Consider the following 26,057-nt stretch of genomic DNA (forward strand, 5'->3'; position numbering starts at 1 on the left):
TGCCCCGTCAAAAGGACCTGTAAGTGATGCGTTCCCGTCTGAAGCTGCCTGCCAACCGCGCTGCCAACGTGCCTGCCACTGCCGGTCAACCGGTGTTGCGCCTTAAACCCCTGGCCCATGTGATCGCACTGCTGGTATTTACCGGCGGTGCCCACGCGGCGCAGCCCCAGGCGTTCAGTTCGGGTTGGTTTGCCGCCAAGGGCGTGACGCAGGCCGATGGCGGCGCACGCCCTGGCGCGACGTCACCGGGAACGCCGCCGCCGTTGGCCCAGCAACAGGTGCTTGGTCAGCAGTTGCAACGCTCCTTTCAGACCCTCAACACCAGCGTCGCCGCAATTGCCGCGCAACAGGCGGCGCAGGCCGCTGCCCGCAATAACGCCAGCGCGGGGCCGGAGACGATCCATAACGGTCTGGGCGGCAACGGCTTGAATGTGGTGATCGGCGCGGATGGCAAGCCGCTGTTCGTCAACGCCGAGGGGCCGGTGCAAACCGATGCTAACGGCAAGACGCTGGTCTCGATCAAGCAAACGGCCGATAAGGCGATCCTCAATTGGGACACCTTCAACATCGGTCGCAACACCACCGTGCAGTTCCAACAGAACAGCGATTGGGCCGCGCTCAACAAGGTCAACAACAGCACGGCGCCGAGCCAGATCCAAGGGGCTCTCAAGGCTGACGGCACGGTGCTGATCCTCAACAGCAACGGCGTCGTGTTCAGCGGCAGCAGCCAGGTCAACGTGCGCAACCTGGTGGCTGCCGCCACGGGCTTCAGCGATGAGCAATTCACCGCCAAGGGGCTGTACAGTTCAAGCAACAGCGCGCCCGGTTTCACCCAGGCCGCCGGCAAGGTGACGGTCGAGCGTGGTGCGCAGATCCAGACCCAGGTGCCCGCCACCTCCACTGCGGGCGGCGGTTATGTGCTGTTGCTCGGCAAAGAGGTGGAGAACGCCGGGACCATTTCCACCGCGCGAGGCCAGACCACCCTGGCGGCGGGCGACAGCTTTGTGATCAAGAAGGGCTACAGCACCGATGGCAATGTTGCGTCCACCACGCGGGGCAATGAAGTCAGCGTCACCGGCAACGGCAAGGTCAGCAACAGCGGGCTGATTCAGGCCTCTACCGGTGACATCACCCTGGCCGGCCAGCAGGTGTTGCAAAACGGTGTGTTACTCGCCAGTTCGTCGGTGGAAGCCCGGGGTACCCTGCATGTAAAGGGCACGGGCAACAACGCTAGCGTGACCCTGGGCGAGGGCAGCCTCAGCGCGATTTTGCTCGACAGCAGCAGCGCCCTCGACAGCCAGCGCGCCGGGCTGATGACGCCGTCGCTCGATCAGAACGGCAACATTGTGCCGGCCGATACCTACCGCCGTGACCAGTCCCTGGTGGAAATCACCAGCGACGGCACGGTGGATTTTCGCAGCGGTTCCGTGACCCTGGCCACTGGCGGCCAAGTCGGTATCAAGGCTGCGCAGCGCACCCTGGTGCGCGACGGCGCGGTGATCGACGTGTCCGGCGCCACCGGGGTCAAGGTGTCGATGGCGTCCAATAGCGTCAAGGTCAATATCCAAGGCAACGAGCAGCGCGATGCGGCGGTCAATCGCGACGACAAGTCCCTGAATAACAACGATGTGTGGGTGGATGTCCGCGACTTGATTTTTGTCGCGGCCGGGACCAATGGCTATGCCACCGACCGCTGGTACACCGCAGGCGGCCTGCTGGAAGTGGGCGGTTATTTGGGCACCCGTAACCACGGCATTGGCGAGTGGATGGCCCAGGGCGGTACGGTGACCTTCAGCGGTAAGGACGTGGTGACCCAACAGGGTTCGCAGATCAACCTGTCCGGCGGCACCCTCGATGTGCAGGCGGGCAAGGTCCAGCAAACCTGGCTCAAAGGGCCGGACGGGCGTTTGTATGAACTGTCCACCGCGCCGGGGGACTTGCTCTACAGCGGGATTTACAAAGGCTATGAGGACCACAGCCAGCGCTGGGGCGTGACCGAGTATTACTACAACCCTTTGATCGCCCCGCGTGAGCGTTCAGAAGGTGCCTACACCGTGGGGCGCGATGCCGGACGCTTGGTCGTCAGTACCGCCAGTGCGGTTCTGGAGGGCCAGGTTGTGGGTGACACCTATCAGGGCGAACGCCAGACCCAGGCCGCGCAAAAAGGCCTGGACGGTTATTTGCAATCGCAAAAAGCCGTGGCCCGCGGTGCCCAATTCGTGGTCGGTAGTTACGTGCCGTATTACGTCAAGGACAGCGCCACGTTGCAGTACGCCCTGGGGGCGGATGCCGGCACCGTGAAAAACGTCGTGCTCGGGCAGCGGGCGGCGGCTATCGCCGCAGGTCTGGACTTGACCACCGCACTGCCGGCTGATCGGGTGTCCACGCTCTATCTGGACACCGATGCCTTGAACGCGACGGAGCTGGGCGCGATCAAAATCGCCAGCACCGGTTCGATTCTGGTCAACAGTGCGCTGGAGGTGGCCGCAGCCGGCGACATCACCCTGTTTGCTCCGAAAATCGAGGTCAATGCCAACCTGACCGCGCATTCCGGCAGCCTGCAACTGGGTAACGTACAAACGCAGATCACCCCCGCCGGCAAAGTCGATGTGACCCTCGGCGGGCGTGGCAGCCTGACGGTGAACAACGGCGTGTCCCTGGATGCCAGCGGCTTGTGGAGCAATCAGCGGCTGGGCACCGGCGATGGCAGCCGTTTGCCCTATCTCAACGGCGGCAGCGTGGCGTTGCGCAGTAGCGGTGATATGACCCTGACGGCAGGTAGCCAGGTCGACGTGTCATCCGGCGCAGCCCTGGATGCCAAGGGCCAGCTCACTGGCGGCAAGGGTGGTGACCTGACGCTCGCGGCCAACGCCAATAGTGGCGACAGCCGAGGCAGCCTGGCCCTCGACGGTGAGTTGCTCGGGTATGGGGTCAATGGCGGCGGGCGCCTGAGTGTGCAGGCCGGCCAGGTGCTGATCAGCGATTCGGCGGTTGCCCCAGGTACCGGGACGTTGCAGCTCGGCAGTGGGTTCTTCAATAAGGGCTTTGGCGCCTATGACATCACGGGCAATGAAGGTCTGGTGGTCGCCGATGGCACCCAGCTTGCCGTGACAACCCCGGTGTACCGCCTCAATGACAACGCACAAAGCGTGGCGAGCGGTGCAGCGCCACGCACTGCGCTGGAGATCTGGACTCCGCCGCAGTATCAGGAAAACCCCACCAAGGGCCTGTTGACCCCCCGCAAAGGCGCGAGTGTGAGCTTGCAAGCCGGTACGTTGTTGTCGACAGCGGCGCAGATGGCGTCGGCGCAACTGCGCATCGGCCAGGGCGCGCGGATTGAGGTTGATCCGGGTCAAGCGATCAGTCTACGCAGCATCGGCCAGTTGACCGTGGATGGCAGCCTGAATGCCTGGGGTGGCAGCATCACGCTGGGCGCTGTCAGCGTGCAACCCAACGTGGCCGATGGCGTTGAAAACCAGGGTCATGGCCGTTCGATCTGGATCGGTGAACACGCAGTACTGGACGTGGCCGGGCGGGCGTTCACCGCAGTGGACAGTCTCGGCCGGCGCTACGGTACGGTCGGCCAGGGCGGCACTATCGTGATTGGCGGGGTGATCGACCCGGCCACCGGGATCGCCTCCGCCGCCAACTTGTTTGTGGTGGTGCGCGAAGGCGCGCGCCTTGACGCTTCCGGCAGCCAGGCGGTGCTGGACCTGGACGGTGCCGGCCCGAGCGTGATCGCCAGCCGTGGCGGCAACATCTCCCTGGCATCCAACACCGGCGTGTACCTCGACGGTACGCTCAAGGCCGGCAGCGGTGGTGCCGGTGCGGCGGGTGGTTCCCTGAGCCTGGCCTTGGAAACGCCGCTGTACGCCGAATCGGCCGCCGCTCGCGTGCGGCAAGCCCGTGAATTGATTGTCAGTGCCGCCGATCCGGGCGTGCCGTTGCCCGCCGGCAGCACCCCCGAATCGGCCGCGGGCAGCCTGGTCTACGGTCATGGCCGGCTCACGGTCAGCCAGGTCGACGCCGGCGGCTTCGATAACCTGTCGCTGTTGAGCAATGGTCTGATCAGCTTCGACGGTGACGTGTCCCTGCGTCTGGGGCAGAGCCTGAGCCTGTATTCCGGGGCCATGGCGTTGACGGATGGCGCGCCCCGACAGTCCCAGGTGCTCCTGGCGGCGCCTTATGTACGCCTGGCCGGGGTTGGCAACAACAGCCAGGGCAGCGACGGCGCCGTTCGTCCGACGGTCCAGGGTGGCGTTTCCACGCAGGGTACAGCCGGGCTCTTGAGGGTTGAAGCGGCAAACGTGCTGGATGTGCGTGATAGCCTCAACTTCGGTGCCCATGCCGAGCGCTCCAAGGCGTTGGCCAACGGCATTGACCGACGCGCCTTCGATCAGGCCCAGTTGGTCAGCCTGGGGGATATGCGCTTTCTGGCCCGCAGCGCGAACAATACTAAAACCGCCTTGACCACCCAGGCCGACTTGAGCCTGACGGCGGCGCAGATTTACCCGGCTACGGGGGCCGTTGCCGAGGTCACGGCCGGCTACACGGGGCCTAACAGCGACTTTGACCCGACACGCACCTTGCGCATCGGCCGGGTCGGCAGTGAGGCCCCGGCGCAACCTTATTCAGTGTTTGGCAGCTTACTGCTGAGTGCCTCGACCATCGAACAAGGCGGCGTGTTACGGGCGCCCATGGGCGTGCTGACCCTGGGCATGGATGGCGGCATCGTCCGTTCCACCAAAGTGATCAGCCTGTTGCCTGGCAGCCTGACCTCCGTCAGCGCCGGTGGCCTGGTGCTGCCGTATGGCGGGACAGTCGACGGCGTGACCTGGCAGTACAACGGCAAACAGGTGGAGTTGCTGGGCGTCGGCGGCACCTATAACACGGGCAGTCTGGCCGTTGGTATGCAATTGGTCGGGCGCTCGCTGAATGTGCAGCAGGGCGCGGTGCTGGACCTTGCCGGTGGCGGTGAGTTGCTCGGCGCGGCGTTTGTCTCCGGGCGCGGCGGCTCCACCGATGCGCGCTACAACCCGTTGGTGCAAATCGGTGCGGACGGGCGCTTTACCTTGCCGGGGCTGGCCACCAACCCGATCTATGCGATTGTTCCCGGCGCCCAGCCGGGAGTCGCGCCCAGCGGTGGCGAGCCGGGTGCGACCCAGCCGCTGGTGGGGCAACAAATCAGTATCGGTGCCGGGGTTCCAGGCTTGCCGGCGGGGACCTACACCTTGCTGCCGTCTAGTTACGCCTTGTTGCCGGGGGCGTTTCGGGTCGAGATCAACGGCTTGGCAACGGCGTTTGCCGCAGGTTCGATGCCGAACGCTTCGGCCATGAATAACGGTTCCTGGTCAACCGAGGGCTTCCTGTCGATTGCCCACACCGGCATTCGCGACAGCCTGTCGAGCCAGGTGATCGTCACGCCGGCGGCGGTATTGCGCCGGTATTCCCAGTACAACGAAACCCGTTACGCAGACTTCGTGCGCGCTGACGCTGCGCGCCTGGGCGTCCCGCGTGCGGCCCTTGAAGCCGACGCCAAAACCCTGAAGTTGCAACTGATCGCCGGTCAAAAAGACGTGGGGTTCACCTTTGATGGCGAGGGGCGTTTTAAACCCGCGGAGGGTGGATTCGGTGCCACTGTAACGGTGCAGGGCGACGCTATCGAGGTGATTTCTGACACTGCCCAAGCCAGTACCACGCCGTCGACAGTGGCGGTACGCGCCAGCGATTTGAATGCCTTGGGGGCCGCCCGTTTGGTGGTGGGCGGCTTGACGACGGTGATGTACGGCCAGGGTGGTAATTTTGTCGGGTTCGACACAGGATCCAGCGCGAACTCGGTGGTTGTGCGTCAAGGTGCGAGCTTGGCGGCGCCGGAAGTGTTCTTGATGACGGGTACGTCCTCGGGCGCCATTGAGATCGAACAAGGTGCGTCGATCAACACCCTGGGGCTCGGCAAGGCTGCCTATGATTCGGATGATGGTTTTATCTATCGACCAGGCGCTCATAGTGTCCTGGCAGTGTCCAATGGGCGCTTGCAGATGCTGGCCCCAACCGCTGGCGACAATAATAGAGGACCAGGCAGCATCCTGATCGGCCAGTGCAATCCAGGGGCTTGCAGCGGTGAAACGTCACTGTATTCCGAGGGCTCGATTGCCTTTGCCACCACCAACCGCTTTGCCTTGGGTGACGGTGTGCGCTACGGCACCCGTCATCTGGCGCTGGCGGTGGGTGGGATCAATGTCGGCAGCCCGGAGGCGTTGGCTGAGGCCGCCGCGCGCGGCGTGTTGCCGTCGGGCTTGACCCTCAATCAGCAAGTGATGGATCGCCTGTTGCGCGGCGATACCTCACGCGGCGCACCGGCCCTGAAAAGCCTGGCACTGACAGCTGGGCAATCCTTGAACTTCTATGGCAGCGCCACCCTGAGCACCCTCGACAGCTCGGGTAAGTCACTGCTGGATGAACTGTTACTGACGACTCCGGCGATCTATGGCTATGGCAACGCGGCGGATGTGGCGTTGATCCAGACCGGCACCTTGGTGTGGGGAGGCGATACCAGTGCGCCGCCGGCCGTGATCAACCAAGGTGCGGGCACCGGCAGCGGCACCCTGGAGCTGCAGGCTCGGCGCATCGAATTTGGCTATGGCCGCAATGCCCAGCCCGATGGCCTGACCGAGAATGGCCGCATGACCCTGGGCTTTGCCAATGTCCACCTCAACGCCGACGAACGCATTACGGCCAACCACAAAGGCAGCCTGGCGGTGCATCAGTCCCAGGGCGCTTATGAAGCGGGCAAGGGCTTTGCCTACAGTGGCGGCAACTTGACCATCACCGCGCCGCTGTTGACCGGTGAAGCCGGTTCGGTCAACCGGATCACCGCCGGTGGCGCAGTGACCGTAGTGGCCCCGGCCAACGGTGCGGCCCCGGCGGATGCGACGGCCATCGACGCGTTGGGCGCCGAGTTATTGCTGTCCGGGCGCAGCGTGGCGGTCGATACGGCGGTGGTGTTGCCCAGCGGCAAGCTGACCCTCAGCGCCGATGAAGCGCTGACCCTGGGCGCCTCTTCGCGTCTGGACCTCAGTGGTCGCACCGTGCGGAACAACGACGTGAGCAAATACAGCTGGGGCGGTGACGTCAGCCTGGAAAGCCGCCACGGCAACATTTATCAGGCCGCAGGTGCGCTCGTCGACCTGTCAGCCCGATACAACCAAGGTGGCCTGCTCAAAGCCGTGGCGGTGGACGCCGGAGCAGGGCAGGTCGACTTGCAAGGGCAGATCCGCGCCGGTAGCAGCGGCTATTACGATGCCGGTGGCACCCTGGTACCGTACCAGGCGGGCGGGGTGGACATTCGTGCGCAGCAGATGGGGGATTTCGCCGCGTTGAACCAACGCTTGAACCAGGGACAGGTGTGGGGTTCGCGCAGCTTCCAGCTCAAGCAGGGCAACCTGGTTATCGGCGATGAACTCAAGGCCAATCAAGTCAACGTCTCGGTGGATAACGGCAGTTTGACGGTGGTGGGCACTATCGACGCCAGTGGTGAGCGGGTCGGCAGTATCCGCCTGGCCGGCAAGCAGGGTCTGACCCTCGCCGGCAGTGCGGTGCTGGATGCCCACGGTACGGCGTTGCGGGTCGACAGCTACGGCAAAATCATCGATGCGCCGAACCGGGCGATGGTTGAACTCAACAGCGGTGACGGTCAATTGACCTTGGCCGATGGCGCGCGTATCGACGTGCGCCACGGCACGGCTGCGGTCCTGGGCCGTGGCCCGGGGCAATACGACGGCCTGGCCCGTGGCACCCTGGAACTGAATGCCCCCCGGCTGAATGCCAATGATGTGGCCATCGATGCGCGCGGGCGCGTCGATATCCTTGGCGCTCGCTCCATCGCGCTGAACGCCGTTGCCCGTTACACCGATGCGCCGCCCGGCGTTGAGCCGTCGGCCAGTGGCCGGCCGTATCAGGTGATCGATCAGGATTATCTGAATAAAAAACACGCGCTCAGTGAAACCTTTATCAACAATGCCTTGAACAACCTCGGGTTGACGCAAGGCAAGCTGGCGGGCTTGAACAACAGCCGCTACGCCGACGCCTTCCACCTGCGCCCAGGCGTGGAAATCGTCGCCGAAGGCGATCTGGTGGTCAGTGGCGACCTGGACCTGTCGGGCATGCGCTATGCCAGCCTCAACCGCAATACGCCGAAGACGTTGGTGTATGGTTCTGGCGAGGTCGGCAGCCTGGTGGTGCGTGCCGGTGGCAACCTGGACGTCTACGGCAGCATCAACGACGGTTTTGCCCCGCCGCCGCCCACCCCGGACGACAACGGCTGGGTGCTGACCCCCGGCCTGCAAGGGTTCGGCAGCGATGTGATCGTGCCCGGCCCTGGTGTGGTGCTGGCAGAGGGCAGTGCATTCCCCACTGGCAAGACCCTCAACTACTCGTTACCGATCCAGGCCACCACGCTGGCGCAAGGCACTGTGCTGCCGACGCAGGGCATCCTCGATGCGCCACTGACCCTGCCGGCCAATACCGTGTTGAGCGCGGCGGTGCGCGACAGCGCCGGCAACCTGCTGTATGCCGCCGGCACGTTGTTGCAACAACCTGTGGTGCTCGCTGCCGGTACACGACTGGACGCCGGCACCGTATTGGCGGGCGCTGCCGCCCTGCGCGCGATGACCTGGCCGGCCGGCGTGCCGTTACCCAGCCGAGGGGTGCTGATCGGCAGTGCGACCGACGGTGTTTTGCTGGCTGTGAACCTGGCTCTCAAGGTTGGCGCGCTGATTCCTTATGGCACGGACGTCAAACTGCCGAACGGCGCGATATCGGTGCCGTTGCATACCGTGACCGGCGCCACGGCACGCCAGAACTGGGCTGTGGCGCCGATGTTGGCCGAAGGCTCGCAGTCGTGGTCGTTGCGTCTGGTGTCCGGTGCTGATACCCAGGCGGCCGACACGCGTTCTATCCAGCCGGCCTTTGCCGGCGACCTGACCCTGGCGGACACGCACTACGGCATTTACGAGACTCACAGTAAAACCATCATCCCGGGGCAACCGGCCCGGCCAGGCGGCGCCTGGTACTGGAGTGACTTTGCCGCCGAGCTGTTCGGCGTCACGGCGGGTACTCCGGTGCCGGAGTCCGAGTGGGCTTCTTGCCCGGACTTGTGCGTGCGCGTCAACTACGTGTGGAGCGACTTAGCCGAGTTGTTTGGCTTTACTCCCGGGGCGCCGGTGTCACCCGAAAACGAAAGTATGTGCGACGCAGATCTGTGCGTTTCCTTGGGCGAACCCACTCCAGCAATCCCTGAACAGGTGATCGTCGGTCCGGTCAAACTGGTTTCACCCGTGAGTCAGCATTTCAGTGTGCTGCGCACCGGCACCGGTGATCTGGATCTGATCGCTGCGGGCAACGTCTCAATGCAATCGCCCTACGGCGTGTACACCGCAGGGGCGTCCAGCGCGTCTCGCGCAGGTGGTGCCGCCGCCGACTTCAACCAGGCTCGCGTCACCGCTGAGGATGGGACGGTGCTGGGCAGCGCGGCCAAGGCGTATGAAGCCTTGGTCGATGAAAGCAGCGCCAGCCCTTACGCCGCCTGGTACCCCGACGGCGGCGGCAACGTGTTGCTGCGCACCGGCGGTAGCCTGACGGGCGCTGTCTGGACGTCGATGCAAGATAGGCCAATGGACAATGACGGTCGCAGCCAACTCAACAGTGCGAACCTGGGCAACTGGTTGTGGCGCCAAGGCACAGGCAGCACGGCGGGTGTCACCCCGATACCGACCAGTTGGTGGATCAACTTTGGCACTTATATAAAGGGCAAAAGCGGCACTGCCAACCGGTATTTTGACGACGCTGCGCAGATAGACCAGCTGCCACGCCTGGTGGGGTTCACCGGTGTCGGCACGCTGGGCGGCGGCAATCTGACCCTGGACCTGGGCAGCGATGGTGGCATGCAGACGCGCCGTGGCTCCGTGGATGGCTTGAGAGCACCGCGCAGTGAAGGCCTGGTGTTGGCAGTGGGGAGTACCGGGCGGGTGGTGGACGGTCAATTGCTGTTGACGGGGGGCGGCGACCTGGATGTACGCATGGGAGGCGATTTGAACCCTGGGCTGGACGCTCGTGCGACCCGCAGTAATACCGCCAGCTTGCAATCAGTCGACTATAAGGCACAAACACTCAGCCTCAATGGCGTGCTGACCAACCTGCGTGGCGCCTTGAACCTGCAGGCAGGCAGCCTGGGGGGCATTGCCTTGAACTACGGCAGTATGCGTAACGATCAGGATGTCAAGGAAAGCCGAGCCTACTCGCCGTACACCGCAAGCCTGGGCACGGCCACGGGCGGGATCACTTTGATGCTGGGCGACGCCACGGCCACGCTGTCGACGCGAGGTGACCTGGTGTTGGCGGGGACCGGCGACCCTGGACGCGTCTCTACCGAAAATACCCAAGCGTTCAGTTACAACGGTAGCGCTTATGGCAATGGCACCACATGGTTCTCATTATGGACCGAGCGTACCGCCATCGACTTGTTCTCCGCAGGTGGCAGTTTGACGCCTAGCGTGCAGAGCATGTCGCTGAGCGCCAATGGCCAGCTGAATCCTCTGCCCGAGCAAAACTACTCCAGTTCGGACGGGCGTTTCATCTTCCCCTCCAAGCTCGGCGTGGTAGCAGCCAATGGCAGTATTTATCTCGGCGCATCCGCGCTGGGTGCTGGCCCGCTGCCTAACAATCCCGCTTATTCGCTGTTATTGGCGCCGTCGAGCAAAGGACGATTGGCCATGTTGGCCGGGGACTCAATTTACGCCAGCGGTTATGCGGTCAACCAGTCGGGTGACAGCCAGGGTGCTATACCGACGCCGTTCGCGCCAGCCTTTGTCGGCAGGAATGGGTTCAGCCTGGTCGTCAACAACCTGGGCAGTGACGCGATACAGGACGACCTTTCCTTGTTCGCCTTCCGCAGCGCGACTGATCTTGCGCGTCCGGCTTCCCAGGCAGAACCGGCCAGGTTTTATGCCCAGCAGGGCGACATCGTAGGGTTGCGCAGCGGTGAGATCCTGACATTCGGCAGCCCGCGTCAAGGCCAGGTCCGCTATGAGTCCGCAGGCCCGGTCTGGATGCGGGCGGGGCGCGACATTGTCAGTTCAGGTACCGATATGGGCTCGTCGACGGTGCTTCCTAAACTGTTGGGTTACAACGGCGATTACTTGGGTGAAAGCCGCGGCAACCTGTTCGTTCACAGCCGCCCTGAGGACGTGTCAGTGGTTTCCGCCGGGCGCGACATTCTCTACAGCAGCTTCAACGTCGCCGGCCCCGGCACCCTGGAAGTCAGTGCCGGGCGCAACCTGTTGATGGCCGACAAAGCATCCATCACCAGCCTGGGACCGGTGGCGGTGGGCGACTCCCGTCCGGGGGCATCCATCGTGCTGGAAGCCGGGGTCGGGCTCAACGGCCTGGATTACCTGAAGTTCGTCACGCCCTACCTGGACCGCGCCAATCAGGCGGTCGAGGGTGTCGCGCTGGCCGCGCAAGCCGGCAAGGTGGCGAAAACCTACGAGGCCGAACTGTTGCAATGGCTCAACGAGCGCTACGCCTTCAGCGGCGATGCTGAGCAGGCGCGGGCGTACTTTGCAGGCTTGGGCCCCGAGCAGCAACGCATCTTCGCCCGTTCGGTGTACTTCGCCGAAGTGCGCGAAGGTGGTCGCGAATACAACCTGGCCGCTGGCCCGCGTTCCGGTAGCTTTGTCCGCAGCCGCGCGGCCATCAACGCACTGTTGCCGAGCAAGGACGTGGCGGGTAACCCGATCGTGTACAACGGCGACATCACCCTGTACGGCGGTGCCGGGGTGCATACCCTGTTTGGCGGCAATATCCAGATGCTCAGCCCTGGCGGGCAGCAGGTGTTCGGGATTGAAGGCAACGTGCCGCCAGCCAGTGCCGGGGTCCTCACGCAGGGTGCCGGGGATATTCAATTGTATTCCCGGGGCAGCATCCTGCTAGGCCAGAGCCGGATCATGACCACCTTTGGCGGGGCGATTCTCGCCTGGTCCAACGAAGGCGACATCAACGCCGGCCGTGGCTCGAAAACCACCGTGCTGTACACACCGCCCAAGCGGCTCTATGACACCTGGGGCAACGTGACCTTGTCACCCAGTGTGCCAAGCGCCGGTGCCGGTATTGCCACCCTGGCACCGATTGCCGAAGTGCCGGCCGGTGACATCGACCTGCTGGCTCCGGCCGGCACCATCGACGCGGGCGAGGCGGGCATTCGGGTCTCGGGCAACGTCAACATCGCCGCCTTGCATGTGGTCAACGCGGCGAACATCCAGACCCAGGGCAAGTCGTCCGGGGTGCCGGTGACGGCCACCGTCAACACCGGCGCCATGACCTCGGCCAGCGCCGCGGGGGCGGCGGCGTCCCAGGCGGCGGAAGACGCGGCGCGCAGCCAGCAGGCGGCGGCCAAGCAGGGCAGGGCGTCGATCGTGACGGTGGAAGTGTTGAGCTTTGGCTCCGAGCCGGTGCAGCGCGAGCCGCAGGAACAGCCGAAGACCTCGGAGTACAACCCCAACAGCCCGGTGCAGGTACTGGGCGCGGGGCCGTTGAGCGAACAGGCGCGTGCGCGGTTGACGGATGAGGAGCGCAAGCAGATCACGTTGTAGGTGGAAGGACCTCTCGATGTACGTTTGGGGCAATCAGTGATTGCCCCGTTTTTTTTGCTGTTGGCGCGGCGGCCTAATAGCAGGCTGGTGTTTCATGGCTAACTCGGCTGGAAGGTGGGAGGGGGCTTGCCCCCGATGGCGGTGGATCAGTCATGCATGTAGTGACTGACACACTGCCATCGGGGGCAAGTCGAATCGTCGCACCGCCCCTCCCACATTTTGATCTCCATAGATCAGATATCTCCATGGATCAGAACCCAAAGAACCGGACATGTAGCCGATCACCCCCCTCCCCAAAAAATGCCCCCCACTCAATCCAAAATGAAGCTTTCGTGACAAAAGTTCGGTAGTGCCCGGCCACGCCCGTCTTGCCTATGTAACGCGCTGGAGGCGGCCACAAGTCGTCTCCCCAGCCGTCAGCAGGACGCCAGGAGTGGGGCACATGGGAACTATGGAACGTTACTCGAAAGTCGGCATGCAGGAGCTCGATCAGCGCCTGTCGAAGATCGTCGAAGCCGCGCGCAAGAAGCCGGTTTCGGTGTACCGCTACGGCGCGCCCTGGGTGTGGATCGTTTCGCAGGACGATTGGCAGGGCGCTTTGAAGGAAGTCTCCAGCTACATCCCCGCCGGCCATTCGCTGGTGTTGTTGCGCCCGCAGATCGATGCGGTGTTCGACCGGCACCACGACCTGCTGCAGCCCGCACCCGGGATGCAGATCGCGCCGCGCACCGTGTTGCAGATCCTGCTGCTGCAATTGCTGTACTCCGTGCCCAGCGAACAGCAACTGCACGAACAACTCAATTACAACCTGCTGTTCCGCTGGTTCGTCGGCCTCGACCTGCACCAGAAGGTGTGGGGCATCCAGGTGCTGCAGCGCGATATCGCCACCCTGTTGAGCAACCCGCGGGCGGTGCAATTGATCCAGACCGTCATCGGTGAAGTGTTTTGTGGTGCCTTGCTGCACATGCCGGAGTTCTCGTTGAACTTCGCCTTGTTGCACACCTGGCTGGCACGGCACAGCCAACTTTCGACAACCCGCAATTGAGCAGGCCAAACGCCGTGCAATTGGCGAGGGCGCAACATTTTAGATATTTAGGGGGCTGTGTGGAGCATCTGTTCAAGTCAACGCTGGCGCTGTGTTGCCTGGCGCTGGGCACCTTGGTGCAGCCGGCGCTGGCCGAAGAGGGCGATGCCCCGGCGCGCCGGGTGGACGTCAACGAGTACTTCGTGCGCGGCAATACCGTGCTCGACGCGGCAACGATCGAAGAGGCGGTGTACCCGTTTCTCGGCCCGCAAAAGACCCTGAACGATATCGAAGGCGCCCGCGACGCGCTGCAGAAGATCTACCAGGCGCGTGGCTACCAGTCGGTGTTTGTGGAGCTGCCGGAGCAGAAGGTCGATGACGGCATCGTCTACCTGCAAGTCAGCGAAACCAAGGTCGGCCGCGTGCGGGTGGTGGGGGCCAAGCATTATTCGCCGGTGGAAATCCGCGAGGAAGTACCGGCGCTCAAGGAAGGTGCCGTGCCGGATTTCGCCAGCGTGCAAACCCAGCTGGCCGGGCTCAACCGCAGTGCCGGGCGCCAGGTCACGCCGCTGGTCCGCGAGGGCCAGCGCCCCGGCACGATGGACGTCGACTTGCAGGTGGAGGACCAGAACCCATGGCACGCCAGTATCGGCCTGAACAACGACTACAGCGCCGACACCGAGAAGCTGCGCTCGGTCGCGACCCTGGGCTACGACAACCTCTGGCAACTGGGCCACAGCATCTCGCTGACGTATTTCACCGCGCCCCAGGACAGCTCGAATGCCAAGGTCTGGTCGGGTTCCTACAGCGCGCCGCTGGATGAGCGCTGGACCTTGCAGTTTTCCGGTTATCAGTCCGACAGCAACATCGCCACTATCGGCGGCAGCAACGTGTTGGGCAAGGGCCATTCCTACGGGGTGTCGGCGATCTACAACCTGCCGCTGAACGGGAACTGGGCCAACTCATTCTCCTTCGGCATCGACTTCAAGGACTTCGACGAACAGCTGAAATTCGGCGCCAGCAGCGACCAGGTGCCGCTCAAGTATGCCCCGTTCACCTTTGGCTACAACGGCTACCGCTACAGCGAAAAATCCCAGCTGGGCCTGGGCTTGAACCTGGTCGTCGGCACCCGCGCATTCTTTGGCTATGGCAGCGACGCCGAAGAATTCCGTGCCAAGCGCTGGGACTCCAGCCCGAGTTTCGCCGTGCTCAAGGGCGATGCCAATTACACCTACACCTTCGCCAACGACTGGCAGTCGGCGTCCAAGGCCGGCTTCCAGTTGGCCTCGGGACCGCTGGTGTCCAACGAGCAGTATTCCGCTGGCGGCGCCACCTCGGTGCGCGGTTACCTGGCGGCGGAGCGCACGGGGGATGAGGGGTTGCTGCTCTCCCAGGAGCTGCGCACACCGTCTTTGGCCAAGTTCCTCGGCAGTTATGTGCAGGAGTGGCGCTTCTACGCGTTCGCCGAAGGCGCGCGCCTGCGTCTGCACGACCCGCTGCCCGAGCAGGAAGACGAATACAGCCTGGCCAGTGTCGGCCTTGGCACCCGCGCCAGTTTGAGCAAATGGTTGTCCGGCAGCCTGGATTGGGGCTACCCGCTGCTCGACGGACCAAACACCCAGAAACAGGACTCGCGACTGCACTTCAGTGTGCAGGCGACCTTCTGACCCTTTTTCCCGGAGATTCTTCCCATGCAACGCCTATTCCTGAGCCTGTTGATCTGCCTGGGCTTCGCGCTCCCGGCCACCGCCCATGCCTGGTGGCAGGACGATTGGCACTATCGCAAACAGATCAGCGTGGACACCACCGCCCAAGGCGCCGCGATCAACCAGGCCCTGGGCCGCACCGCGCTGCTGGTGCGCCTGCACACCGGCAACTTCACCTTTGACGGGGTCAAGGATGATGGCAGCGACCTGCGCTTTGTCGGTGCCGATGACAAGACCGTGTTCAACCACCAGATCGAAAGCTTCGACCCGCTGATGGGCATGGCGCTGATCTGGGTCGATGTGCCCAAGGTCGAAGGCGCTCAGCGCCAGGACCTGTGGATGTACTACGGCAACCAGAAGGCCCCGGCCACCGCCAACGGCCAGCTGACCTTCGACCCGAATTACACCGCGCTGTATCACTTTGACGGGGCCAGCGGCACACCGCCACGGGACACCACCGCCTACGCCAACACCGCGCTGAATGCCACCGGCAGCAGCATCGACGGTGTGGTCGGGCGGGCCTTGCAGTTCAGTGGCCAGCCCTTGCTGTTGCCGGCCAGCCCGTCGCTGCAACATGCCGCCGGTGGTGCCTTCACGTTCAGCGCCTGGCTGCGCCTGGACCAGGCCAGCGGCGAACAGATCGTCCTCGCCCGGCGTGAGGCTCCGCATAGCCTGTTGCTCGGGTTGAACCAAGGCATGCCGTTCGTGGAAATCGACGGCCAGCGCGCCGTCTCGACCCAGCCGCTGAACCCCGGTCAATGGCAGCACCTGGCGTTCACCGCCGAGGGTGAAAAAGTCACGCTGTATGTCAACGGCCGCGAAACCGCGAGCCTGGCGGTGGCGATGCCGGCGTTCAATACACAACTGGCGATCGGCGCCGATCTGCCGGAAGCAGCCGGCCCGCACTTGCCGTTTGCCGGGGCGATGGATGAGCTGCGCCTGTCCAAGGTGGCCCGCCCGGCGACCGTGTTGCTGGCCGATGCGAGTGCCCAGGGCGCCGAGTCGAAACTGGTCGCTTACGGCGTGGATGAAGAACAGTCGGGCTACGGTTTCGGCAGCCTGGGCTTTCTGCTCAACGCGGTGCCGATGGATGCCTGGGTGATCATCCTGGTGCTAGTGGCGATGATGTTCCAGTCGTGGGTCATCATGATTCGCAAGAACCGTATGGTCAGCCGTGTGAGCAGTGCCAACGAGGCGTTTCGCGAGCAGTTCGCGCAGATCGGCACCCGCCTGGAAATGTTCTACGACGACAACGTACTCGCCGAACGCCTGACCCACTCTTCGCTGTGGCGCCTGTACTGCGTGGCGGTCAAGGAGATCCGCACCCGCCGCGCCCAGGGCGCCGACACCTCGTCGGTGTCGGCGGCCACCATCGAAGCCATCCGTTGCTCCATGGACGGCGTGCGTACCCGCGAAAACCAGGCGCTCAGTTCCAAACTGTCGACGCTGTCCAACGCCATCGCCGGCGGCCCGTACATCGGCCTGCTGGGTACGGTGCTGGGCATCATGGTGGTGTTCCTCGGCACGGCCATGGCCGGCGACGTGAACATCAATGCGATCGCCCCGGGCATGGCGGCGGCCTTGCTGGCCACGGCCATGGGCCTGTTCGTCGCGATCCCCGCGCTGTTCGGCTACAACCGCCTGATCACGCGCAACAAGGAAGTCAGCGCCGACATGCGCGTGTTCGTCGACGAGTTCATCACACGCCTGGCGGAGATGCACGGCGAGAGCCAGTTCAGTGAAACGGCGCACCGCGTGCCGCACCACGCGCCGGTTTCGGCCTGAGGAGAATCGCCATGGCTTCCGTAAATGCCTCCCACGACGATGACGACGATGCCGCCGTCGACAGCATCAACATCACGCCCCTGGTGGACGTGCTGATGGTGGTGCTGGTGATGTTCATCCTCACCGCCACCGCCCAGGTCTCGGGCATCCAGATTCATCTGCCCAAGGCCAGCGCCTCGGTGTCGCTGTCGGAGGCCAAGACCAAGGCCATCTCCGTCAACGACGGCGGCCAGGTGTTCCTCGATGCCTACCCGGTCACCCTCGGCGAGCTGGAGGAGCGCCTGCGCATCGAGAAAGCGCTGAACCCGGATTTCCCGGTGATCGTGCGCGGCGACGCCACGGTGCAGTACCAGAAGGTGATCGAGGTGCTCGACCTGCTGCGGCGGTTGGAGCTGTCCCAGGTCGGGCTGGTCACCGGCAAACCGAGCCAGGGCTGAGTCATGACCGCACAGATCCCGATGCCGCCGTTGCCCGTGAAGAACAAGCCGCCGCTGCGCCCGCTGAAGTGGGGCGCCGGCCTGCTGCTGGGCGCCGTGGCCGCCTGGTTTCTCTGGCAATGGGCCAATGACATGAGTGGGGTACGCCGCGAAGCACCCAAGGTGCCGACCATTATCCCGTTGCCGCCACCGCCGCCACCGCCGCCGGAAAAACCCAAGGAACCCGAGCCCCAGGTGGAAGAAAAAGTACCCGAACCGGTGCCCACGCCGGAGCCCGAAGAGGTGAAACCGGCGGAAGAAGCACCGCCTTCGCCGGCCGACGACTTGGCCAACCCGATGCAGATCGATGGCGATGCGCAGTCCGGTAACGACGGCTTCAACATCGGCGCGGGCAAGGGCGGCGGCATGGCCGGTTCCGGCGGTGGTGGCCTGGGTACCGGCACGTACAAGCAATACCTGGCGGGGGTGTTTCAACGCCTGCTGAGGGAAGACCCGGAGTTACGCAAAAAGGCCTACGCGGTACAGGCGGATGTGTGGTTGAGCGCCGAGGGCCAGGTCACGCGTGTGGAGCTGGCCAAGTCCAGCGGCGACCGCGAGACCGACGCCCAGGTGCTGGCGGCGTTGCGTGTACCGCATGCCGCGCAACGCGTTCCAGCCTCGGTGAGCATGCCGGTGCGCCTGTCCCTCAAGGGTCGGCGTCCGGATTGATCGAACCCATTTTTTGCAGTTTTTTACAGGAGTTGCTTACGAATGATTTCCCCCGTGAATCGCCTGACCCTGGCGGTCGGCATGGTCATCGCGACCCTGGTCGGCCAGGCGACGGCCGCCCCGGTCGCCCCTTCGGAAAACGTCACGATCAACCTGATCCGCCTGCTGGTACAGCAAGGTGTGCTCACCCAGGACACCGCCAATGGGTTGATCGCCCAGGCAGAAAAAGAAGCCCAACAGGCACGCCAGGCCAATGCCGCGCCGGTGGTCGCCAGCGGCCCGACGGCGGCGCCTGGCGACGTGCGCGTGCAGTACGTGCCGCAAGCGGTGCGCGACCAGATCCGCGATCAGGTCAAGGCCGAAGTCATGGCCACCGCCAAGCAGGAAAACTGGGCCCAGCCCAATACCTTCCCGGATTGGGTCTCGCGCATCAGCTTTGATGGCGATATCCGCCTGCGTGACGAGTCGCGCTATTTCTCGGGTAACAACAGCAATGAAATCCTCGATTACGCCAAGCTCAATGAGAACGGGCCTTACGACGTCAACCGCAACTCCAACACCAAGTTGCCGCCGCTGCTCAACACCCGTGAAGACCGCGAAAGCCTGTTCCGCCTGCGTGCGCGCCTGGGCATGAAAGCGGTGATTTCGCCGGAATGGACCGCCGGCATTCGCCTGGGCACCGGCTCTGACAATAACCCGGTGTCCACTACCCAGACCCTGGGCGGTGGCTTCGGCAAGAAGGACATCTGGCTCGACCAGGGTTACCTGAGGTGGAAGACCACCGACTACATGACCTTGACCGGCGGGCGAATCGCCAATCCGTTCTACGCCACCGACATGATGTATTCCAACGAGCTCAATTTCGACGGCGTGGCTGCGATCTTCAACCACAAGCTCAACAACGAGTGGGGTCTGTTCGGCACCCTCGGTGCATTCCCGGTCGAATACACCGCGGATGCCGCCAGCAGCAACGGCAAGGACAAGGAAGACAGTCAGACCAAATGGCTGTTCGGCGGGCAAATCGGCGCCGATTGGAAGATCAACCGCGGCAACAGCCTTAAGCTCGCCGCGGCCTACTACCAGTTCCAGGACATCCAGGGCGAGCGCTCCAGCCCTTGTTCGCCGTGGGCCGGCGCCCCCGGTTGCGACACCGACGGCACGCGTGTGGCCTTTATGCAAAAAGGCAACAGTGTGTTCCTGCTGCGTAACAACACCACCAACCCGGCGGACCCTGTCAGAACGCCAGACCCGCAGTACGTAGGCCTGGCGTCCAAGTTCGACGTGCTGGACCTCAACCTGGTCTGGGACAGCGAACTGCCCAGCGACTTCAAGTTGCGCACCCAAGGCAACTACATCCGCAACCTGGCCTACGACAAAGGCGAAATGCTCAAGCGCAGCGAAGGCCAGATCGTCAACAACATCAATAGCAAGGGCCAGTTTGAAAGTGGCGGCAACGCCATGATGGTGCAGTTCACCCTCGGCAGTGCGCTGGAGATGCGCAAACGTGGCGATTGGAACGTGCTGGCCGGCTACAAGTACATCCAGCCTGACGCCTTGCCCGACGGTTTCAACGACTCCTCGTATCACCTCGGCGGCACCAACGCCAAGGGCTACTTCATTGGCGGCAACTACGGCATCGACAAGAACATCTACGCCAGTGCGCGTTGGTTGAGCGCGTCGGAAGTGTATGGCGCGCCGTTCGAAGTCGATGTGATGCAACTGGAACTCAACACGCGCTTCTGATGCGCAGGGAGATGCCCCATGAACACGCGAATATGCGCGCTGCTGTTGCTGCTGGTTACCACCGGTGCTTCGGCCGAAGGCATGGAAGAGCGCCTGCGCACGCAACTGCGCAGCACCACCCAGCAGTTGCAGGCGCTGCAAAGCGAGCAGGCCCAGGCCAGTGCCGCGCGCCTGGCGGCGGAAAACCAGGCCAAGCAGGCCCAGGCGCAAATCAAGCAATTGACCGCCGAGCTGGAAAAGGCCCGTGGCGTGGCCGAGCAACTCGCCGGCCAGCAACAGAACCTGCACAGCCAGGCGCAAGCCCAGGCGGCGGCGAGCAACGAGCAGATCGGCAAGTTCAAGAAGGCTTATGACGAACTGCTGGTGTTGGCCAAGGGCAAAGAAACCGAGCGCGCACGCCTGCAGGCGCAACTGAGCGAACGTGACACACAAGTGCAGCAATGTTCAGCCAAGAATCAGCAGATGTACGGCGTGGCTCAGCAGTTGCTTGCGGCCTACGAAAAAATCGACGTGGCCGAGGTGATGAGTATTCGCCAACCCTTCGCCAGCGGTGCGCGGGTCAAGTTCGAGGAACTGGCCCAGGGGTTTGGCGACGATCTGTACAAGACCCGCTTCGATGCGCCCCAGGCGGGCGTCAATCATTGATCCACAAGGAAGAGCAGACCATGAACGAATTGATCACCAGCGTCACCGCCCAGAGCCTCACCGAGTTGCTGCAAGAGGCCGGCTACCGGGTCAACCAGAGCGAGCAGAACGGCATCGTGCAACTGCTCAGCGCGAGCCAGGGCATTGGCTTTGCCGTGCGTTTCGGCAACCCGGCGACGGAGCCGGGCAGCTACGTGGATTTCACCTACAGCTGCGCGCTGCGCGTGCAGGGCGACCTGCCCGAAGGCCTGGCCCAGGTGTGGAACGCCTCGCGCCGTTTTGCGCGGCTGTCGGTGCAGGGTGAATTTCTGCTGATGGAAATGGACGTGGTGGTGGCCGGTGTCGGCGCCACGCACCTGCGCAGCCAGTTGGAACTGTGGGACCGCCTGCTGCAGGAATTTATCGTCTACCTGCGTGAGTACAGCCAGCACGCCGCGCAGTTGCAGGCCCAGGCGGCGGCTGAACCTGTGGCTGAAGAGGTACCGGTGCTGTGAAGAAGCGAACCGTGGTTGTCGGCGCGGGGGCGCTGACGTTGCTGGTGGTGGCGGTGGGGTTGAGCTTGCGACCGGGCAGCGACCCGGTCGCCGCTCAGCAACCGGCGCCTGTCGTCACGTCCTCGCCCAACGAGCGTGGCGCGCCGGCGGTGGCACGCCTGGGCAACCAGCAGATCGACGTGCCTGAACTGAAAAGCGTGCTGGCGAGCCTGCCGGCCGAATCCCGTGAGCAACTGCGCGGCAACCGTGGCGCCCTGGAGAGCTGGCTGCGTTCGCGCCTGGCGCAAAAGGCCGTGCTCGAACAGGCCGACGCCCAGGGCTGGCGCCAACGCCCGGAGGTGGAGCAACAGACCCGCGCCGCCACCGAACAGATCGTGTTTCGCGACTACATGCTCTCGGTCAGCCAGGTGCCGGCCGACTACCCCAGCGCCGCTGAATTGCAGCAGGCCTACGACGCTGGCAAAGCACAATGGATGACGCCGCCGATGTACCGGGTCAGCCAGATCTTCCTGGCGCTGAATGACCCGCAAGGTGTCGACGCGGTACGTCGCCAGGCCCAGGAACTGAGCCGCAAGGCCCAGGCCGCGCCGGGGGATTTTGCCGCCCTGGCCACGCAATACTCGCAAGACCCGGACACCGCCCAGCGCGGTGGCGACTCGGGCTTGCAGCCGTTGCAGCAACTGGTGCCAGCGGTGCGCGAAGCGGTGTCGCGGCTCAAGGTCGGTGCGGTCTCGGAGGTGGTGCAAAGCCCGGCGGGGTTCCATGTGCTCAAACTCACCGCCCAGCAACCGGCGCGCACCGCGACCCTCGACGAACTGCGCGAGCGCCTGACCCAGGCCCTGCGCGCGCAACGCCAGGAACAGATCGCCAAGGCGTATCTGGAAGGCATGCTCAATACCGCGACCTTGAGCATCGACGGCGCGCAGTTGAACCAGGTGCTGGAGTAACCCGCGTCAACCGCATTGGATGCACAAGACCTACAAGACAGGGAGTCTCCCATGGCATTTCTAGAACCGTCTGGCCCCCAGGGGCCTGCACCCTATCGCGAGCCGAGTCAGTCCCGCAGCGCCTGGTTGGCCCTGGCCAACGACATCGAGCCGGAGGTCGCGCGCTACTTTCTGGTGAGTGCGCGCTGCGGCTGTTTCATGCAGGCGGCGCGCAGCCTGAATATCAAGGCGACGCTGCTGCGCAAACGCCTGGCGCAACTGGAGGAACAGTTGCGCCATGTGTTGTTCAGTTTTCAGGGCAACGGCCTGGTACTCAGCCGCGATGGTCAACTGCTGCAGGCGCAATTGATTGCCCTGGCCCATGCGCGGCGCCTGCCGGTGGTGGAGCAACCGCTGATTCGCCTGGCCGTGGCCGAGCCGATCCTGCACGACATCCTCGGGCGCGACCTGATCGCCTTGCTGCGCCGCAACGCCAGCGTGCGCCTGGAAATCATCTCCATCGACAGCCAATTGTCCCTGCAAGCGGTGGACGTTGACGTGGTGCTGTGGCTCTCCGACGCCGATGGCCCCACGCCCGGCCCGAGTTTCCCCACTGCGCCGCCTCAAGTGCTGGCGCGCTTGGAGTACCTGCCGCACATCGCCAAGCGTTACTCGCGGCTGACAACCCGCCCCGACAGTGTCGAAGACCTGGATGACTACATGCTGGTGCAGTGGCAGCCGGATGGGCAGGTGAACGCCTTACAGCCATGGAACACGGTGGTGGCACAGCGCCTGGCCGCGGTCGTGCAGGTGCATGCCTATTCGTTGATGCTCGAGATGATCCGCTGCGGCGCCTGCATCGGTTTGCTGCCGCGCTACATGGGCAGCTTCGACCGTGGCCTGGTGGCCTTGCCGGGATTGCTCGCCGAGCCCATGCAGCGCCAGGTGTGGCTGGCGGTGAAAGCGCAGGTGCAGCATGCCGAGGCGGTGCAGATGATCGTCGAGTTGATCACCAGTACGTTCGAGGGGCGGCGGGAGTGGTTTGATTAGTGCAGGATCCGGCCCCGGACGTTGCGTGATCGCCCCAACTGCGCCAGTCTTGGCGGCCTCATCCTTCCTGTAGTTGCGATCCGCGATGCAAGCCACCCGTTTGACTCTGATCTGCCATGCCGTCACGCCGTTGCAAAAGCGCGGCTGCTTTGCCGATGACGAATCGTTGGTGATGGATTGGCAAAACGCGGCGTTATCCCTGGCCGGTCGCTTCAAGAAAAACGTGCGGCTGCGCTGTGGGCCCGAGGCGCGAACCCGTCAGACAGCGAGCTTGTTCGGCGATCGGGCGCAGATCGAAGAGGCCTTGCGCGATGGCGATGTCGGGCACTGGAAAGGCCAGGACATCGCCGCGCTCGACAGCGCCGAACTGACGACCTGGCTCACCGACAGCGCGAGCGCACCCCACGGTGGCGAGTCGGTGGATCGGCTCTGCGCGCGCGTCGCGCAGTGGATGCAGTCGCTGCAAACCGAATCCGGCCATGTCGTGGCCATCACCCACCCGTTTGTCATCCGCGCCGCGTTGCTCTACGTCATGCAGTTTCCCGTCGCGATGTTTTATCGCATCGATGTGGAGCCGCTGTCTTGCACTGAGCTGCGTTTCAACGGCGTCTGGCGCCTGCGCCTGGAAACTCACGCCTGAGTGCGTGAACATGGCAAAATCCACGCCCCGCAATGAGAGCAACCCATGAAACGCATCCTGATCATCGGCATTGGCGCCGGCAACCCTGACTACATCACGATGCAGGCCGTGAAGGCGCTGAACCGCACCGACGTGTTTTTCCTGATGGACAAGGGCCAGAGCAAAGACAAACTGATCGACCTGCGCCGTGAGATCTGCGCGACCTACATCACCGAGCCCGGCTACCGCTTCGTCGAGGCCGATTGCCCCGAGCGGGTGCGCGGGGACATCGACTACACCCGCGCCGTGCAGGACCTCAACCGCGATAAGCAGCAGACCTTCGAGCGCATGATCAACGAAGAAATGGCCGACGGCGAAGTGGGGGCTTTTCTGGCTTGGGGCGATCCGGCGTTGTACGACAGCACCATCCGCATTCTGCAGGCGATCCTGGCCAGTGGCCGCTGCGTCTTTGAATTCGAAGTGATCCCCGGCATCACCAGCGTGCAGGCCCTGGCGGCCCAGCACAAAGTGCCGCTGAACCGCATCGGCCGCTCCATCGAGATCACCACCGGGCGCCGCTTGGCGGCGGGGCAGGCGAGCGATGCCGACACCCTGGTGGTGATGCTCGACGCCGAAGACTCCTACCGCACCGTGGCCGATCAGGATCTGGACATTTATTGGGGGGCCTACCTCGGCACGCCGGATGAAATCCTCATCAGCGGCAAGGTGAGTGAAGTCGCTGAAGACATCCAACGGGTGCGCAAGGCTGCGCGTCTGGCCAACGGCTGGATCATGGACACTTATTTGCTGCGCAAACCCTGAGGTCGATCTCCATGTTCAAACTGTTCGCGCTGGTGCTGACCCTGGTGGCCGGTGCCGCCCACGCCGATTCCGACCTGCACACCGACTTGCCGTTGTTGTACCTGGAACAGACCCAGAGCGATGCGCGCAACCAGCCGCTGGTGATTTTCCTGCACGGTTTTGGTAGCAACGAGGAAGACCTGTTCGGCATCAAGGATGCGCTGCCGTCCACCTGGACCTACCTGTCGGCGCGCGCGCCGATGCCGGTGGACGCCCAAGGGTTCCGCTGGTTCACCAAGACGCCGGGTGACGGCGATTACGATGGGATGACCGACGACCTGCAGAGCAGCGCCACGCTGATCAAGGCGTTTGTCGCCAAGGCTACCGTCAAATACCACACCCAGCCTGACCGGGTGTTCCTGGTGGGGTTCAGCCAGGGCGCGATCATGTCTTACGAGGTGGCGTTACGTGACCCTGAGTTGGTGCGCGGGATTGCGGCGCTCAGTGGCAGCGTGTTGCCGGTGCTCAAGGCGCAGCTCAAGCCGGATGAGCGATTGGGCCAGCTGGCGATTTTCATCGGCCACGGCACGTTGGACCAAGCGCTGCCGTATGCCTCGGCGACGCGGGCGAACGAGGTGTTGTCGGGGGTGGGGCTCAAGCCGCAGTTTCATACTTATCCGGGCATGAACCACACCATCAGCGCAGCGGAAGTGCAGGACTTGAAGGCCTGGCTGGAAACCAATGTGAAGTGAACACCGCTAAAAATGTGGGAGGGAGCTTGCTCCCGATAGCAGTGTGTCAGCCAACACATGCATGACTGATGCACCGCCATCGGGAGCAAGCCCCCTCCCACAGTTGATCGGTGTGGTTTTAACGGTCGGTTTACTTGCCGCCGGTGATCAGTTTCACCAACTGCGCATGCCCCTTCACATCATCCGCCCGCGAAATCGCCTGGATCACCAGTAAGTGATTGCCGGAACCGCCGAGGAAGGTGGAGTTCAAGGTTTTGCCGCCGCCTTGGGTGGCCGTGCTGTCCACCTGGCGCAGGCCGAGGCCTTTGAAGGTCAGTTTCTTTTCGTTCTGTTTCTTGAAGTCGGGCAGGGCGGCGCTCTGGTCCTTGACGAAGCCGGCGACTGCGCCGTCGAGAAACTGCGGGTCATTATCTTTAATGGTCACCCCGTCGTTGCGCACGGTTTCGGCGACGATGACCACACTTTTCGTGGTTTGGTTCGCGTACATCGTACCTTGGGTATCCCCGGTGCCGTCTGCTGCCTTGCCGGCTGGCAGGGTGTCGGCGACATAGGCCTTGGGCAGGTCGAAGCTGAACTTGCCGCCCAAGGTGGAGATGGTCTGATCCGCCGGCTTGGCCGCGGCGAATACGCTGCCGGCGCTAAGCGCCAGGGCCAGCAGGACGGCGGTCTTGGTGAAAGTGGCCATGAAGAAACGCTCCGGTAGATGAACGAAATTGCGCC

The 26,057-nt window shown here is 63.8% G+C and carries 15 protein-coding genes; 14 read left to right on the forward strand and 1 reads right to left on the reverse strand.

Annotated elements, in window-relative coordinates:
- Positions 1 to 26 precede the first annotated feature (26 nt).
- The 14 genes from C8K66_RS14365 (at position 27) to C8K66_RS14430 (ending at position 25,337) form a co-directional block, all read left to right on the forward strand.
- Complete coding sequence (locus tag C8K66_RS14365; RefSeq protein ID WP_108525155.1) at positions 27 to 12,647, forward strand: filamentous haemagglutinin family protein; 12,621 nt, start codon at positions 27 to 29, stop codon at positions 12,645 to 12,647.
- A gap of 451 nt (positions 12,648 to 13,098) precedes the next feature.
- Positions 13,099 to 13,692, forward strand: a complete 594-nt coding sequence (locus C8K66_RS14370) for a transposase (protein WP_017849144.1) — start codon at positions 13,099 to 13,101, stop codon at positions 13,690 to 13,692.
- A gap of 59 nt (positions 13,693 to 13,751) precedes the next feature.
- Positions 13,752 to 15,338, forward strand: a complete 1,587-nt coding sequence (locus C8K66_RS14375; protein WP_108525157.1) for a ShlB/FhaC/HecB family hemolysin secretion/activation protein — start codon at positions 13,752 to 13,754, stop codon at positions 15,336 to 15,338.
- Between the two features lie 24 nt (positions 15,339 to 15,362).
- The gene (locus C8K66_RS14380; RefSeq protein WP_057004371.1) at positions 15,363 to 17,162 is read left to right on the forward strand and encodes a DUF2341 domain-containing protein; all 1,800 of its coding nucleotides are present in this window, start codon (positions 15,363 to 15,365) and stop codon (positions 17,160 to 17,162) included.
- Positions 17,163 to 17,173: 11 nt separating this feature from the next.
- Complete coding sequence (locus C8K66_RS14385) at positions 17,174 to 17,599, forward strand: biopolymer transporter ExbD (RefSeq protein ID WP_017849147.1); 426 nt, start codon at positions 17,174 to 17,176, stop codon at positions 17,597 to 17,599.
- Positions 17,600 to 17,602: 3 nt separating this feature from the next.
- Positions 17,603 to 18,307 carry an energy transducer TonB gene (locus C8K66_RS14390; protein WP_057004370.1) on the forward strand — a complete coding sequence of 235 codons (705 nt, stop codon included), beginning with the start codon at positions 17,603 to 17,605 and terminating at the stop codon, positions 18,305 to 18,307.
- A 42-nt stretch (positions 18,308 to 18,349) separates the two neighbouring features.
- The gene (locus C8K66_RS14395) at positions 18,350 to 20,050 is read left to right on the forward strand and encodes a putative porin (RefSeq protein WP_057004369.1); all 1,701 of its coding nucleotides are present in this window, start codon (positions 18,350 to 18,352) and stop codon (positions 20,048 to 20,050) included.
- A gap of 18 nt (positions 20,051 to 20,068) precedes the next feature.
- The gene (locus C8K66_RS14400; protein ID WP_017849150.1) at positions 20,069 to 20,695 is read left to right on the forward strand and encodes a hypothetical protein; all 627 of its coding nucleotides are present in this window, start codon (positions 20,069 to 20,071) and stop codon (positions 20,693 to 20,695) included.
- Between the two features lie 20 nt (positions 20,696 to 20,715).
- On the forward strand, positions 20,716 to 21,189 hold the full coding sequence (locus C8K66_RS14405) for a YbjN domain-containing protein (protein WP_046383052.1): 474 nt from the start codon (positions 20,716 to 20,718) through the stop codon (positions 21,187 to 21,189).
- On the forward strand, positions 21,186 to 22,136 hold the full coding sequence (locus C8K66_RS14410; RefSeq protein WP_108525159.1) for a peptidylprolyl isomerase: 951 nt from the start codon (positions 21,186 to 21,188) through the stop codon (positions 22,134 to 22,136). Before C8K66_RS14405 ends, C8K66_RS14410 begins: the two co-directional genes overlap by 4 nt.
- Positions 22,137 to 22,187: 51 nt before the next feature.
- Positions 22,188 to 23,165: a LysR family transcriptional regulator gene (locus C8K66_RS14415; RefSeq protein WP_046383054.1), complete on the forward strand. Its 978-nt coding sequence runs from the start codon at positions 22,188 to 22,190 to the stop codon at positions 23,163 to 23,165.
- 85 nt (positions 23,166 to 23,250) lie between these two features.
- Positions 23,251 to 23,805 (forward strand): histidine phosphatase family protein, encoded by a 555-nt coding sequence (locus C8K66_RS14420; protein WP_046383055.1) that lies wholly within the window; start codon positions 23,251 to 23,253, stop codon positions 23,803 to 23,805.
- Between the two features lie 45 nt (positions 23,806 to 23,850).
- A complete protein-coding gene (gene cobF / locus C8K66_RS14425) occupies positions 23,851 to 24,606 on the forward strand; it encodes a precorrin-6A synthase (deacetylating) (protein ID WP_108525161.1) in 756 nt (251 codons plus the stop codon).
- An 11-nt stretch (positions 24,607 to 24,617) separates the two neighbouring features.
- Positions 24,618 to 25,337: an alpha/beta hydrolase gene (locus C8K66_RS14430; protein ID WP_108525163.1), complete on the forward strand. Its 720-nt coding sequence runs from the start codon at positions 24,618 to 24,620 to the stop codon at positions 25,335 to 25,337.
- Positions 25,338 to 25,467: 130 nt separating this feature from the next.
- Here C8K66_RS14430 and C8K66_RS14435 read toward each other — a convergent pair whose 3' ends face one another.
- Positions 25,468 to 26,022 (reverse strand): hypothetical protein, encoded by a 555-nt coding sequence (locus tag C8K66_RS14435; protein WP_017849157.1) that lies wholly within the window; start codon positions 26,020 to 26,022, stop codon positions 25,468 to 25,470.
- Positions 26,023 to 26,057: the final 35 nt, after the last annotated feature.

The organism is Pseudomonas sp. GV105 (assembly GCF_003058185.1).
Classification (GTDB): Bacteria; Pseudomonadota; Gammaproteobacteria; order Pseudomonadales; family Pseudomonadaceae; genus Aquipseudomonas; species Aquipseudomonas veronii.